The 14,554-nt window shown below is 60.5% G+C and carries 13 protein-coding genes; 11 read left to right on the forward strand and 2 right to left on the reverse strand.

The genetic code is table 11. The features are described from left to right. Nucleotides 1-81: 81 nt before the first annotated feature. Nucleotides 82-1,569: an NCS1 family nucleobase:cation symporter-1 gene (locus tag AACU78_RS28110; protein ID WP_106578856.1), complete on the reverse strand. Its 1,488-nt coding sequence runs from the start codon at nt 1,567-1,569 to the stop codon at nt 82-84. Nucleotides 1,570-2,158: 589 nt separating this feature from the next. Between AACU78_RS28110 and hydA the strand changes: the two genes are divergently transcribed. The 3 genes from hydA (at nt 2,159) to preA (ending at nt 6,393) form a co-directional block, all read left to right on the forward strand. Beyond that, complete coding sequence (gene hydA / locus AACU78_RS28115) at nt 2,159-3,598, forward strand: dihydropyrimidinase (protein ID WP_106578857.1); 1,440 nt, start codon at nt 2,159-2,161, stop codon at nt 3,596-3,598. A gap of 153 nt (nt 3,599-3,751) precedes the next feature. Beyond that, nucleotides 3,752-5,119 carry an NAD(P)-dependent oxidoreductase gene (locus AACU78_RS28120; protein ID WP_106578858.1) on the forward strand — a complete coding sequence of 456 codons (1,368 nt, stop codon included), beginning with the start codon at nt 3,752-3,754 and terminating at the stop codon, nt 5,117-5,119. Next, nucleotides 5,119-6,393, forward strand: coding sequence for an NAD-dependent dihydropyrimidine dehydrogenase subunit PreA (preA, locus tag AACU78_RS28125; RefSeq protein ID WP_106578859.1), 1,275 nt, complete (start codon nt 5,119-5,121; stop codon nt 6,391-6,393). Before AACU78_RS28120 ends, preA begins: the two co-directional genes overlap by 1 nt. A gap of 651 nt (nt 6,394-7,044) precedes the next feature. On the opposite strand, the gene AACU78_RS28130 is transcribed toward preA, so the two are convergent. After that, complete coding sequence (locus tag AACU78_RS28130; protein ID WP_106578860.1) at nt 7,045-7,665, reverse strand: TetR/AcrR family transcriptional regulator; 621 nt, start codon at nt 7,663-7,665, stop codon at nt 7,045-7,047. Nucleotides 7,666-7,808: 143 nt separating this feature from the next. Between AACU78_RS28130 and AACU78_RS28135 the strand changes: the two genes are divergently transcribed. The 8 genes from AACU78_RS28135 (at nt 7,809) to AACU78_RS28170 (ending at nt 14,553) form a co-directional block, all read left to right on the forward strand. After that, on the forward strand, nt 7,809-8,252 hold the full coding sequence (locus tag AACU78_RS28135) for a GNAT family N-acetyltransferase (protein WP_106578861.1): 444 nt from the start codon (nt 7,809-7,811) through the stop codon (nt 8,250-8,252). A gap of 18 nt (nt 8,253-8,270) precedes the next feature. Further along, on the forward strand, nt 8,271-8,636 hold the full coding sequence (gene copC / locus AACU78_RS28140) for a copper homeostasis periplasmic binding protein CopC (RefSeq protein ID WP_106578862.1): 366 nt from the start codon (nt 8,271-8,273) through the stop codon (nt 8,634-8,636). Between the two features lie 3 nt (nt 8,637-8,639). Continuing rightward, the gene (gene copD / locus AACU78_RS28145; protein WP_106578863.1) at nt 8,640-9,497 is read left to right on the forward strand and encodes a copper homeostasis membrane protein CopD; all 858 of its coding nucleotides are present in this window, start codon (nt 8,640-8,642) and stop codon (nt 9,495-9,497) included. A 261-nt stretch (nt 9,498-9,758) separates the two neighbouring features. Continuing rightward, nucleotides 9,759-11,021: an OprD family porin gene (locus tag AACU78_RS28150; RefSeq protein ID WP_106578864.1), complete on the forward strand. Its 1,263-nt coding sequence runs from the start codon at nt 9,759-9,761 to the stop codon at nt 11,019-11,021. A gap of 197 nt (nt 11,022-11,218) precedes the next feature. Next, nucleotides 11,219-12,043, forward strand: coding sequence for an NAD-dependent epimerase/dehydratase family protein (locus AACU78_RS28155; RefSeq protein ID WP_106578865.1), 825 nt, complete (start codon nt 11,219-11,221; stop codon nt 12,041-12,043). 26 nt (nt 12,044-12,069) lie between these two features. Next, a complete protein-coding gene (locus AACU78_RS28160) occupies nt 12,070-12,945 on the forward strand; it encodes an SMP-30/gluconolactonase/LRE family protein (protein ID WP_106578866.1) in 876 nt (291 codons plus the stop codon). A 51-nt stretch (nt 12,946-12,996) separates the two neighbouring features. Next, nucleotides 12,997-13,959: a TRAP transporter substrate-binding protein gene (locus AACU78_RS28165; protein ID WP_106578867.1), complete on the forward strand. Its 963-nt coding sequence runs from the start codon at nt 12,997-12,999 to the stop codon at nt 13,957-13,959. Between the two features lie 66 nt (nt 13,960-14,025). Next, nucleotides 14,026-14,553 (forward strand): TRAP transporter small permease, encoded by a 528-nt coding sequence (locus tag AACU78_RS28170; RefSeq protein ID WP_106578868.1) that lies wholly within the window; start codon nt 14,026-14,028, stop codon nt 14,551-14,553. The last annotated feature ends 1 nt before the right edge of the window (nt 14,554 follow it).

Here is a 14,554-nt window from a genome sequence, read left to right on the forward strand (position 1 = left end):
CCTGCGATCCAGGCGGCTCGGTATTCCTGCAGAACCGAGGTGCTGCAATCGCAGGCAAGCCAGCTCCCACATTGACCGTTTTTACAAAGGTGATTTAGCGGTGACTGGGCTGATGCCACGTTTGGCATTCAACCCGTAATACAACAACCCACCCAGCGCCGACCCAGTAAACCAGCCATAGCTGTAGAACCAGCTGAACGCATCACTGCCCAGCGACAGCAAGGTCAGCACCACGGGCACGCCGAAGGCGATAAAACCGCTCCAGTTCCACGCCGGGTACACGTCGTCACGGTACAAACCGGCCAGGTCGAGCTGCTGTCTGCGGGTGATGAAGTAGTCCACCACCATGATCCCTGCTATCGGCCCCAGCAGGCTTGAATAGCCCAGCAACCAGTTCGAATACACGGTTTCCAGGCTCACGTCCGAGACGATCAGCCCGAGTTTTTTCAGCAGTTCATGGCCCATCAACGCAAGCCCTACCAGGCCAGTGAGGATCACCGCAGTGGTGCGGTTGATCAGCTTGGGCGCGATGTTCTGGAAGTCGTTGGTCGGTGAGACGATGTTCGCCGCAGTGTTGGTGGACAAGGTGGCGATGATGATCAGCAGCATGGCGATGGCCACCCACACCGGGCTCTGGATGTGCCCGATCAAGGTCACCGGGTCGGAGACGCTGACGCCCACCAGTTTCACCGACGCGGCGGTCATGATCACGCCAAGGGCAGCGAACAGGAACATGGTCAGCGGCAGGCCGAAAATCTGCCCGAGAATCTGGTCCTTCTGACTTTTGGCGTAGCGGCTGAAGTCGGGAATATTCAGCGACAACGTCGCCCAGAAACCCACCATCGCCGTGAGCCCCGCCATGAAGTAACCGGTGAGGCTCGCGCCTTCGGGGCGCTTGGGTGGAATCGCCATCAGCTCGCTGATTGACACGTTCGGCATTGCCCACACCAGCAGGCCGATCCCCACCGCCACCAGCAACGGCGCAGACAGGGTTTCGAGGCGTTTGATCGACTCGGCGCCGCGCAGCACCACCCACAGGTTCAGGCACCAGAAAATCATGAACCCGATGACTTCACCGGTACCGCCAAGGGATTTCCAACCCTCGAAAATCGAGCCCAGAAACAGGTGAATTGCCAGCCCGCCGAACATTGTCTGAATGCCAAACCAGCCGCACGCGACCAGCGCGCGAATCAGGCACGGCACGTTGGAGCCGAGGATGCCAAACGATGAACGCAACAAGACGGGAAACGGAATGCCGTACTTGGTGCCGGGAAACGCGTTAAGGGTCAGCGGGATCAGCACCACGATATTGGCCAGCAAAATCGCCATCAGCGCCTCCCCCACCGACAAGCCGAAGTAGGCGGTGAGCACCCCGCCGAGCGTGTAGGTGGGCACGCAGATCGACATGCCGATCCACAGCGCGGTGATGTGCCATGTGTTCCAGGTGCGTTCGTGCACCTTGGTCGGTGCCATGTCGTGGTTGTAGCGGGGGCTGTCGAGGACGTCGGCGCCGGCGTCGAGTTCGTACAGGCCGTTGCGTTCAATGACTTGCGATCTGTTCTGTTGCATGGCCGCTCCACGGTTTTTTCGAATTATTGTTGCTCACCCAACGCTAAGCGCAGGGTGGCCGGAGTACCTCGTAAACAACATGACATCACGGGCCCGGCCAGCCGCCACTGCACTCAATAACCGTGCCGACCTGCCACCTTGAACCCGCACCGCTTATATAACGTGCTGATGTTAATCAGCTTTCCGATTGCGCCTTCGGAACTTGCCGCCTCACTCAGGCTACATAATGCGAAGTTGCCGAACTGTCAGGACTCAATCTGGTGCAACACAATTATTTTTATTTCCTGTCGCCGTCAAGGGGCATGTCTCAAGCGTCTGATTTGCAATAAGAAATGTTGTTCAAATCGAGAACCTGTCAAGTGCGTCAAAATGGTGAACGGTCGCCACATTTTGGTGAATTTATATTTTTATTATTATTAATCAATGACTTAAAACCAATATAAGCTTATAAAAAATCTTCTTGCTCATTCGAAAAACTCCGGCTAGTTTCTATTCCTGTCACCGATGACAGGATTTAATTGTTCATCGGCAAGCAGCATTACAACACTTAGAACTGGCACAAGCCGGTCAAGCCTGTGAGGAACTCGACATGTCGCTGTTGATCCGTGGCGCCACCGTTATTACCCATGATGAAAGTTACCGCGCCGATGTGTTTTGCGCAGGCGGTCTAATTCGCGCTATTGGCACGGATCTGGATATTCCCGCCGGCACTGAAATACTCGATGGCAGTGGCCAATATTTGATGCCCGGCGGCATCGATCCGCATACGCATATGCAATTGCCCTTCATGGGCACTGTGGCCAGTGAAGACTTTTTCAGTGGCACCGCGGCAGGCCTGGCGGGCGGCACCACCTCGATCATCGACTTTGTGATTCCCAACCCGCAGCAATCCTTGATGGAAGCCTTCCATCAGTGGCGCGGCTGGGCGCAAAAGTCTGCCTCCGACTACGGTTTTCACGTGGCGATCACCTGGTGGAGCGAACAGGTGCGCGAGGAAATGGCCGAACTGGTCAGCCACCACGGCATCAACAGCTTCAAGCATTTCATGGCCTACAAGAACGCGATCATGGCGGCTGATGACACACTGGTCGCCAGCTTCGAGCGCTGCCTTGAACTCGGCGCAGTGCCGACAGTGCACGCAGAAAACGGCGAGCTGGTGTATCACCTGCAACGCAAGCTGATGGCCCAGGGCATCACCGGGCCGGAGGCGCACCCGCTGTCGCGCCCGTCCCAGGTCGAAGGCGAGGCCGCCAGCCGTGCGATTCGTATCGCCGAAACCATCGGCACGCCGCTGTACCTGGTGCACGTATCGACCAAGGAGGCGCTGGATGAAATCACCTATGCCCGTGGCAAGGGCCAGGCGGTGTACGGCGAAGTGCTCGCCGGCCACCTGCTGCTCGACGACAGCGTTTACCAACACCCTGACTGGCAAACCGCCGCCGGCTACGTGATGAGCCCGCCATTCCGCCCGCGCGGGCATCAGGAGGCACTGTGGCACGGCCTGCAATCGGGCAACCTGCACACCACCGCCACCGACCATTGCTGCTTCTGCGCCGAGCAAAAAGCCGCCGGCCGTGACGATTTCAGCAAAATCCCCAACGGCACTGCCGGTATCGAAGACCGCATGGCGTTGCTGTGGCACGAAGGCGTCAACACCGGGCGCCTGTCGATGCAGGAATTTGTCGCGCTGACTTCCACCAATACCGCAAAGATCTTCAATCTTTACCCACGCAAAGGCGCGATTCGCGTGGGTGCCGATGCTGACTTGGTGCTGTGGGACCCCGAGGGTACGCGGACGATTTCGGCCAAGACCCACCACCAGAAAGTCGATTTCAATATCTTCGAAGGCAAGACCGTACGCGGCGTGCCGAGCCACACCGTCAGCCAGGGCAAGCTGGTCTGGGCCGATGGCGACCTGCGTGCCGAACGCGGCGCCGGGCGGTATGTAGAACGCCCGGCGTACCCGTCGGTGTTCGAGCAGTTGAGCAAGCGGGCGGAGCATTCCAGGCCTGTCGCTGTGAAACGCTGATACCGCCAATCGCGGGCAAGCCCGCTCCCACATTCGATCGGGTTTACACAATCCAACGGTGGGAGCTGGCTTGCCTGCGACAAGGCCAGCCCAGGCAACACAAAAACCAATGCCCATCAGAGGCAGCACCTCAATAACCGTGAGGCCAAAACCGTGATCCAGACCCTGACCCACCTCCCCCATCCCCATGAAGATGGGCCGACACTCGCCAGCCATTTCACCGACCTGGCGCCGCCCCTCAATGCGCGCCAGGCTGCACTTGAAGCGTCGCGCTGCCTGTATTGCTACGACGCGCCGTGCGTCAATGCGTGCCCCAGCGAGATCGATATCCCGTCGTTCATTCGCAATATCCACACTGAAAACGTTCAGGGCGCGGCGCAGAAGATTCTTTCGGCCAACATCCTCGGCGGCAGTTGCGCACGGGTTTGCCCCACCGAAATTCTGTGCCAGCAGGCCTGCGTGCGTAACAACGCCGAAGAATGCGCGCCGGTGCTGATCGGCCTGTTGCAACGCTACGCCATCGACAACGCGCACTTCAGCGAACACCCCTTCCAGCGCGCCGCGCCCACCGGCAAGCGCATCGCCGTGGTCGGCGCCGGGCCTGCGGGGTTGGCCTGTGCGCATCGCGCCGCCCTGCACGGCCATGACGTGGTGATTTTCGAAGCGCGGGAAAAAGCCGGCGGCCTGAATGAATACGGAATCGCCAAGTACAAACTGGTGGATGACTTTGCCCAGAAGGAACTGGATTTCCTCCTGCAGATTGGCGGCATCGAGATCCGCCACGGCCAGCGCCTGGGTGACAACCTGACCTTGAGCGAGCTGCACCAGCAATTCGACTCCGTGTTTCTTGGCCTCGGCCTCGCCGCCAGCAAACAGCTCGGCCTGCCACACGAGGACGCCCCCGGCCTGCTGGCCGCCACCGACTACATCCGCGAATTGCGCCAGGCCGATGACCTTACCCAACTGCCGCTGGCCGACCGCTGCATCGTGCTTGGCGCGGGCAACACCGCCATCGACATGGCCGTGCAAATGGCCCGCCTTGGCGCCCGCGATGTGAACCTGGTGTACCGCCGTGGCTTGGCGGACATGGGTGCCACCCACCACGAGCAGGACATCGCCAAGGCCAATCAGGTGCGCCTGCTGACCTGGGCCCAACCCGAAGAAGTGTTGCTCGATGATCAAGGCCACGTGCGCGGCATGCGCTTCGCTCGCACACGCATGGACAACGGCCGCCTGCACCCTACCGGCGAGACCTTCGAACTGGCTGCCGATGCGATTTTCAAAGCCATCGGTCAGGGCTTCGACAACGAAGCATTGCACGACCCGCTGGCCCAGCAACTGCATCGCGTGGGCGAACGCATCTTTGTCGACGAACACCTGCGCACCAGTATTCCCGGGGTGTACGCCGGCGGCGATTGCGTCAGCCTTGGCCAGGACCTCACCGTGCAGGCGGTACAACACGGCAAGCTGGCAGCTGAAGCCATGCACGCCCAACTCATGCTGAATGTGGAGGCTGCGTAATGGCCGATCTCTCGATTGTGTTCGCCGGTATCAAAGCCCCCAACCCGTTCTGGCTGGCCTCCGCACCGCCCACCGACAAGGCCTACAACGTGGTCCGCGCCTTTGAAGCCGGCTGGGGCGGCGTGGTCTGGAAAACCCTCGGTGAAGACCCGGCGGCGGTCAACGTGTCGTCACGCTACTCGGCGCACTTCGGCGCCAACCGTGAAGTGTTGGGCATCAATAACATCGAGTTGATCACCGACCGCTCGCTGGAGATCAACCTGCGCGAAATCACCCAGGTGAAAAAGGACTGGCCGGACCGCGCGCTGATTGTGTCGCTGATGGTGCCCTGCGTTGAAGAATCCTGGAAAAACATCCTGCCGCTGGTGGAAGCCACCGGCTGCGACGGCATCGAGCTGAACTTCGGTTGCCCCCACGGCATGCCCGAGCGAGGCATGGGCGCAGCGGTCGGCCAGGTGCCGGAGTACGTGGAACAGGTGACGCGCTGGTGCAAGACGTATTGCTCGCTGCCGGTGATCGTCAAGCTCACGCCCAATATCACTGACATCCGCGTGGCCGCGCGTGCGGCGTATCGCGGCGGTGCGGACGCGGTATCGCTGATCAACACCATCAACTCCATCACCAGTGTCGACCTTGAGCGCATGGTCGCCCTGCCGGTGGTCGGCACCCAAAGTACTCATGGCGGGTATTGCGGCTCGGCCGTCAAGCCGATCGCGTTGAACATGGTCGCGGAAATCGCCCGCGACCCGCAGACCCAAGGCCTGCCGATCTGCGGGATTGGCGGCATCGGCAACTGGCGCGACGCGGCGGAATTCGTCGCGCTGGGTTGCGGCGCGGTGCAGGTGTGCACGGCGGCGATGCTGCATGGGTTTCGGATTGTGGAAGAGATGAAGGACGGCCTATCGCGGTGGATGGACAGCCAAGGCTACAAAAGCCTGCAGGAATTTTCCGGGCGCGCGGTGGGCAATACCACCGATTGGAAGTACCTGGATATCAATTATCAGGTGACCGCCAAGATTGACCAGCAAGCCTGCATTGGCTGTGGGCGTTGCCACATTGCCTGTGAGGACACGTCGCACCAGGCTATTGCGAGCTTGAAGCAAGTGGATGGCACGCATAAATACGAGGTGATCGATGATGAGTGCGTGGGCTGCAATTTGTGCCAGATCACCTGCCCGGTGGCCGATTGCATCGAGATGGTGCCGATGGAAACGGGCAAGCCGTTTTTGAATTGGACGCAGGACCCACGAAATCCGTATCGGGAGGCGGTGTAGTCCTGTAGACCGCTATCGCAGGCAAGCCAGCTCCCACACTTGAATGTGTTCACCCATCAACTGTGGGAGCGCGCTTGCCTGCGATAGAGCCATAAGCCCTCACACAAGGCTCAAGGCTCCAACCCCACTGGACCGCCTTGGCGAGCAAGCCCGCGCCCACAGCCGACAGCATTCCTTCAGGCAAAACGCGGTCAACTGTGGGAGCTGGCTTGCCTGCGATAGGGCCATCAGCCCTAACACAAGGCTCAAGGCTCCAACCCCACTGGACCGCCTTGGCGAGCAAGCCAGCCCCACAGTCGACTGCATTCCTTCAGGCAAAACGCAGTCAACTGTGGGAGCTGGCTTGCCTGCGATAGGGCCATAAGCCCTCACACAAGGCTCAAGGCTCCAACCCCACTGGACCGCCTTGGCGAGCAAGCCCGCGCCCACAGCCGACAGCATTCCTTCAGGCAAAACGCGGTCAACTGTGGGAGCTGGCTTGCCTGCGATAGGGCCATCAGCCCTCTCACACAAGGCTCAAGGCTCCAACCCCACTGGACCGCCTTGGCGAGCAAGCCCGCGCCCACAGCCGACAGCATTCCTTCAGGCAAAACGCGGTCAACTGTGGGAGCTGGCTTGCCTGCGATAGGGCCATCAGCCCTCACACAAGGCTCAAGGCTCCAACCCAATCCCGCGCAAAATCACCGCGGTCACCGTCTGAATCGCCTTTTCGAACTGCATGTCCGACAACGGCTGGTGTTCATTCAGAATCTTCACCTGGTGGTCAAAGTCGGCATAGTGCTGGGTGGATGCCCAAATCATGTACAGCAGGCTAGACGGTTCCACTGGCAGGATGCGTTTGTCCTCCACCCACTGGCGAATTTTCGCTTCTTTCATCTTGGCCCAGTCGTACAGGCTTTCGTCCAGCGCCTCACCGAGCGTCGGCGCACCGTGGATGATTTCATTGGCCCAGACTTTCGAGCCATAGGGCCGCGTACGCGAGCGCTGCATCTTGGCGCGGATGTAGCTGCTGAGCACCACCCGCGGATCATCAAAGGTTTCAAAGCTCAGGGCATCCTGCTTCCACAGCTCCAGCAGGTCGAACAGCACCGCGCTGTACAGTTCGCTTTTGGTGGTGAAGTAGTAATGCAGGTTGGAGCGTGGCAGTTGCACTTCTTCAGCGATGTCAGCCATGGCGGTGCTGCCGTAGCCTTTTTCAGCGAAGATTTTCTCCGCCGCCAGCAGGATTTTTTCGACGTTGACCCGCCGAATTCCGATCTTGTGATTGCCCATAAGGGCTCCCCGACAACAACATGGCCTCAAGACTACCATCGGCTCTAGATCGCGGCGACAGGGCATAATGAAACTTCTTACGCGAACCTTTCCCCTGCAAAACGGATTGGTTAGGATCGCGATCCCCATGAAGGATCATTGCCATGACTATCCGACCTCGCGTGGCCGCCGACGACCCAGTGCTGGGAGCACTGTGGGAGCGCTCGGTGCGGGCCACCCATGACTTCCTCCCCGAGGATGACATCCAGCGTTTGCTGCCACTGGTACGCGACGCTTACCTGCCGATGCCGGCCCTCGATGTTTGGGTCTATGAAGACCAGAACGGCATCGCCGGTTTTATCGGCACCGGCGGGCACAATGTAGAAATGCTGTTTATCGACCCCGATCGCCGTGGCCAGGGCATCGGCCGCCAATTGCTCGACCACGCCCGCGCACGCCACGACACGCTGACGGTGGATGTGAACGAACAAAACCCGCAGGCCGTGGGCTTCTACCTGCACTATGGTTTTATCCAGGTCGCGCGCTCACCGCTGGATGGCGAAGGCAAACCCTTTCCCTTGCTGCACATGGCCTTACCGACTCCCTAAACCTGAAGGTATTGAACAATGTTGATCAAGAAAACCCTGACCACCGTCGCCCTGCTCGCCTCCTTGCTGGGCGCCTCGGCAGCCTTTGCCCATGCCCACCTCAAGAGTTCGACACCGGCGGCTGACAGCTCCGTCGCCGCGCCCGCCGACCTGCGCCTGACCTTCACCGAAGGCGTTGAAGCGACGTTCACCAAAGTGTCCCTGAGCAAGGACGGCACCGAAGTCGCGATCAAAGGCCTGGAAACCCCGGACGCCGACAAGAAAGTCCTGGTGGTCACGCCGGCGGCACCGCTGGCGGCCGGCACCTACAAAGTGGAATGGCACGCCGTGTCCGTGGACACCCACAAGAGTGAAGGCAGTTACAGCTTCAAGGTCGGCCAATAACCCATGGCGACCCTGCTGGTGCTGTGCCGCTTCCTGCATTTCATCGTCGTGCTGTTGATGTTCGGGGCCTGTGTGTTCAGGCCCTGGCTATTGGGCGCTGAACCGCAGCCGGCGCTGGACCGGCAACTGCTGCGCCTCACCCGCGCGCTGGCCTGGCTGGGGCTGGGCTCTGGCGTGACCTGGCTGCTGCTGATCACCGCCAGCATGGCTGGCAGCTGGGACGCGGCCTTGCAACCGGCCACCGTGCAGTTGGTGCTGGGCAAGACCTTTTTCGGCCAGGTGTGGGTCTGGCATCTGCTGCTGAACCTGTTGCTGGTGATCGCGCTGATCAAACCCTGGCCCGCCCTGCGCCTGCCACTGACTGCGCTGCTGTTGGCAACGCTGGCACCTGTGGGCCACGGCGCCATGCTCAATGGCTTGAGCGGGCAATTGCTGATCCTCAACCAAGTGGTGCACCTGGTGTGCGTCGGCGCGTGGCTCGGCGGGCTGCTCGTGCTGGTGCTGATCTTCAGGCAGCCGCAGGGCTACGCGCTGCAGCCGATCCTCAAGCGCTTCAGCGGCGTGGGTTATGGCCTGGTCGGCGGGTTGCTGGTGACGGGCTTGATCAACGTGCGCGTACTGACCGGGCAACTGTGGCCCACACCGCTGTTCAACGGGTTCGCGCTGATTCTGTTGATCAAAGTGCTGCTGGTGCTGGGCATGCTGGCGTTGGCGTTGCTGAACCGGTTGCGTATTGAGCGCTGCGAAGAGCGCCGGGCCAGTTTGAAGGCCAGTGTGATGCTGGAGTGGGGATTGGGGGTGTGTGCAGTTGCCGCCGTTTCGCTCCTGGGCACCCTTCCGCCGATGGTCATGGCCAACTGAACATCTCTTTTGACATGCAATCGATGTGGGAGCGGGCTTGCCTGCGATGGCATCCACTCGGTGCACCTGATACACCGAGGTGTCTGCATCGCAGGCAAGCCAGCACCTACATTAACTGTGCCGGCTTTTGATCGGAACACCCGGCGTCATCGTACAACTTCCGCTTGACACCCCACGAAAACCCCGTAAATATCCCGCCCAATGTTGTACGACAACGTATAACAAATAATAAAAACAACAAAAGAAAAAGGGAGCTTCTCTGTGAATCAATTCGCCCGCAATTCCTCCTCGCGTATCGGCCTTATTGGCCTCGGCAGCCTGGCGTTCACCCTGCCCCTCAGCGCCCAGGCCGACGGTTTCCTTGAAGACGCCAAAGCCACGCTCAACCTGCGCAACGCCTACTTCAACCGTAACTTCACCAACCCGACCTACCCGCAGGCCAAGGCCGAAGAGTGGACGCAAAACTTCATCCTCGATGCCAAATCCGGCTTCACCCAGGGCACTGTGGGTTTTGGGATTGATGTGCTGGGCCTGTATTCGCAAAAGCTCGATGGCGGCAAAGGCACCGGCGGCACGCAGCTGCTGCCGATCCACAGCGACGGCCGGCCCGCCGACAATTTCGGCCGTCTGGGCGTGGCCCTGAAAACCAAACTGTCGAAGACCGAACTGAAAGTCGGCGAATGGATGCCGGTGCTGCCGATCCTGCGTTCGGACGACGGCCGCTCGCTGCCCCAGACCTTTCGCGGTGGTCAGGTCACGTCCAATGAAATTGCCGGCTTGACGCTCTACGGCGGACAGTTTCGCGGCAACAGCCCCCGTAATGACGCGAGCATGGAAGACATGTTCATGAACGGTAAAGCCGCGTTCACCTCCGACCGTTTCAACTTTGGCGGCGGCGAGTACAGCTTCAACGACAAGCGCACACAGGTCGGCGTCTGGTATGCCGAGCTGACGGATATCTACCAGCAGCAGTATTTCAACCTGACCCACAGCCAGCCGGTAGGCAACTGGACCCTGGGCGCCAACCTCGGTTATTTCAACGGCAAGGAAGACGGCAGCGCCCTGGCCGGAGACCTCGACAACAAGACCGTGTCCGCCCTGCTCTCGGCCCGCTACAACGGCAACACGTTTTATGTCGGCCTGCAAAAACTCACCGGTGACAGCCTGTGGATGCGGGTCAACGGCACCAGCGGCGGCACGCTCGCCAACGACAGTTACAACGCCAGCTACGATAACGCCAAGGAAAAATCCTGGCAGGTGCGCCATGACTTCAACTTTGTGGTGCTTGGTATTCCGGGGCTGACCATGATGAACCGCTATATCAGCGGCAGTAACGTGCACACCGGGGCGATCACCGACGGCAAGGAATGGGGACGCGAATCGGAACTGGCCTACACCGTGCAAAGCGGCGCGCTGAGGGACTTGAACGTGCGGTGGAGGAATTCGACCCTGCGTCGGGACTTCAGCAACAATGAATTTGATGAGAATCGGATTTTTATCAGCTATCCGATTTCGCTGCTGTAATGCGGTGAATGTGGCCGCTGGCTTGCCTGCGATAGCGGTGTTTGAGCAAAACACCTATCAACTGACAGACGGCTATCGCAGGCAAGCCAGCTCCCACTTTTTTCATACCTGTCGTCTGGCAGCGTTGACAACCTGGGGAATCCCTAACGATACTTCCCGCAAGTCATACGACAACCTACAACAACAATGGAACCCTCATGACCACCTCTACCATCACGCCTGTTCCATTCAACCGCCTGCTGCTCACCGGTGCCGCCGGCGGTCTGGGAAAAGTTTTGCGCGAACGCCTGCGCCCTTACGCCCAAGTCCTGCGCCTGTCGGACATCGCCAACATGGCGCCGGCGGCCGATGCATCCGAGGAAGTGCAACCTTGTGACCTGGCCGATAAACAAGCCGTGCACCACTTGGTGGAAGGCGTCGACGCCATCCTGCACTTCGGCGGCGTGTCAGTGGAGCGCTCGTTCGAAGAGGTCCTCGGCGCCAATATCAGCGGCGTGTTCCACATCTATGAAGCCGCTCGCCGCCACGGCGTGAAGCGTGTGATCTTCGCCAGCTCCAACCACGTGATCGGCTTCTACAAGCAAGGCGAAACCCTCGACGCCCGCTCGCCTCGCCGCCCGGACAGCTACTACGGTTTGTCCAAGTCCTATGGCGAAGACATGGCAAGTTTCTACTTCGACCGCTACGGCATCGAGACCGTGAGCATCCGCATCGGCTCCTCGTTCCCCGAACCGCAGAACCGCCGCATGATGCACACCTGGCTGAGCTTCGATGACCTCACTCAGCTGCTCGAGCGCGCGCTGTACACGCCGAACGTCGGTCACACAGTGGTCTACGGCATGTCGGACAACCTCGATACCTGGTGGGACAACCGCTACGCCGCGCACTTGGGTTTCACCCCCAAGGACAGCTCCGAAGTGTTCCGCGCCCAAGTCGAAACCCAGCCACCGGTGGCCGCCGATGACCCGGCCAAGGTCTATCAGGGCGGCGCCTTCTGCGCGGCGGGGCCGTTCGGTGACTGACTGCACACCCAAGGGAATGAGTTGCCATGACTGCTGAACTGATTGTTGACGCCCGCAATGCCGTGGGCGAATGCCCGGTGTGGGTGCCTGAGGAAAACGCGCTGTACTGGGTGGACATCCCCAACGGCGGCCTGCAGCGCTGGAGCGCTGCCAGCGGCCACAGTGCCGCCTGGAAAGCCCCGCAGATGCTCGCCTGCATTGCGCGCACCACGGCAGGCAACTGGGTCGCCGGGATGGAAACCGGGTTCTTCCAACTCACACCACACGATGACGGCAGCCTGGACACCACCGCGCTGGCGAGCGTCGAGCACCCGCGCCCCGACATGCGCCTCAACGACGGCCGCTGTGACCGCCAGGGTCGCTTCTGGGCCGGCAGCATGGTGTTGAACATGGGCTTGAATGCGGCCCAGGGCACGCTCTACCGCTATGCCTGTGGTAGCGCGCCGCATGCCCAGCTGGGCGGGTTTATCACCCTCAACGGCCTGGCATTCAGCCCGGACGGCCGCACAATGTATGTCTCGGACTCACACCCGCTGGTGCAGCAGATCTGGGCCTTCGATTACGACACCGAGACCGGCACGCCCTCCAATCGTCGCGTGTTTGTCGACATGCATCAGTTTCTCGGTCGCCCCGACGGCGCGGCCGTCGACGCCGACGGCTGCTACTGGATCTGCGCCAACGACGCGGGGCTGATTCATCGCTTTACCCCCGACGGACGCCTGGACCGTTCCCTCACCGTGCCGGTGAAAAAACCCACCATGTGCGCCTTTGGCGGCAGCCGCCTGGACACCTTGTTTGTCACCTCGATCCGTGATGACCACAGTGAACAGTCGCTGTCCGGCGGCGTCTTCGCCCTCAACCCTGGCGTACAAGGACTGCCCGAACCCCGTTTCACCCTCTAGCTGCATGGCTATGCCTTGAATACAAAAATAACAACACAGGAGTGACATTCCATGGACTTCAAACGCAACTTGCTCGCCGCCACACTCGTTGCCCTCAGCAGCGCCGCCCACGCGCTGGAAATCAAGTTCGCCGACATCCATCCCGCCGGCTACCCCACCGTCGTTGCTGAACAGAACATGGGCAAAGCCCTGACCCAGCAAAGCAACGGCGAACTGACCTTCAAGTACTTCCCAGGCGGTGTCCTGGGCTCTGAAAAAGAAGTCGTCGAACAGGCCCAGGTTGGCGCGATCCAGATGACCCGGGTCAGCCTCGGCATCGTCGGCCCGGTGGTGCCGGACGTGAACGTGTTCAACCTGCCGTTCGTGTTCCGCGACCAGGCGCACATGCGCAAGGTCATCGACGGCCCGATCGGCGACGAGATTCTCGCCAAGATCACCGACTCCGAATTCGGCCTGGTAGCCTTGGCCTGGATGGACGGCGGCACGCGCAATATCTACACCAAGAAACCGGTGCGTACGATCGAAGACCTCAAAGGCATGAAGATTCGCGTGCAAGGCAACCCGCTGTTTATCGACGCTTTCAATGAAATGGGCGCCAACGGCATTGCCATGGACACCGGCGAGATCTTCAGCGCATTGCAGACCGGCGTGATTGACGGCGCGGAAAACAACCCGCCGACCCTGCTGGAGCACAACCACTTCCAGAACGCCAAGTTCTACACCCTCACCGAACACCTGATCCTGCCCGAACCCATCGTGATGTCGAAAATCACCTGGAACAAACTCACCCCCGTGCAACAGGACATGGTGAAAAACGCCGCCAAGGTTGCTCAGGCCGATGAGCGCGTGCTGTGGGACGCCAAGTCCGCCAGCAGCGAAACCAAGCTCAAGGCCGCCGGCGTCGAGTTCATCACTGTCGACAAAAAGCCCTTCTATGAGGCCACCGCGCCTGTTCGCGCGAAGTACGGCGCAGCTTACGCCGACATCATCGAGCGCATCGACGCCGTCGAGTAAGCCCCCTCCTCCTCTTAGTCAGGCCCGGCGCGGTCCGCTTTGACGTGCCCGGTTACGGTGAACGCCATGAAGAATCAACTGCTGCGCTTCAACGACCGCCTCTACATGACCTGCATCTGGGTCGCCGGCCTCTCGGTATTGGGCGTCGCGCTGATCATCCCCTGGGGCATTTTCGCCCGCTACATCCTCGGCACAGGCGCAAGCTGGCCAGAGCCCAGCGCCATCCTGCTGATGCTGGTGTTTACCTTTATCGGCGCCGCCGCCAGCTACCGCGCCGGGGCGCATATGTCGGTGGCGATGATCACCGACCGCCTGCCACCGCGCCAACGCCAACTCGTCGGCATCGTCTCGCAACTGTTGATGGCGACCATCTGCCTGTTCATGACGATTTGGGGCAGCAAGCTGTGCCTGTCTACCTGGAACCAGTTCATGAGCGCCATCCCCACCCTGCGAGTGGGCATCACCTATATGCCGATCCCGATCGGCGGCTTACTGACCCTGGTGTTCGTGCTGGAAAAACTCCTGCTCGGCGACCAGAGCCACCGGCGCGTGGTGCGCTTTGACCTGGTTGAAGAAAGCGAAGGGGCTGCCTGAC

The organism is Pseudomonas sp. R9.37 (assembly GCF_963878885.1).
GTDB lineage: Bacteria > Pseudomonadota > Gammaproteobacteria > Pseudomonadales > Pseudomonadaceae > Aquipseudomonas.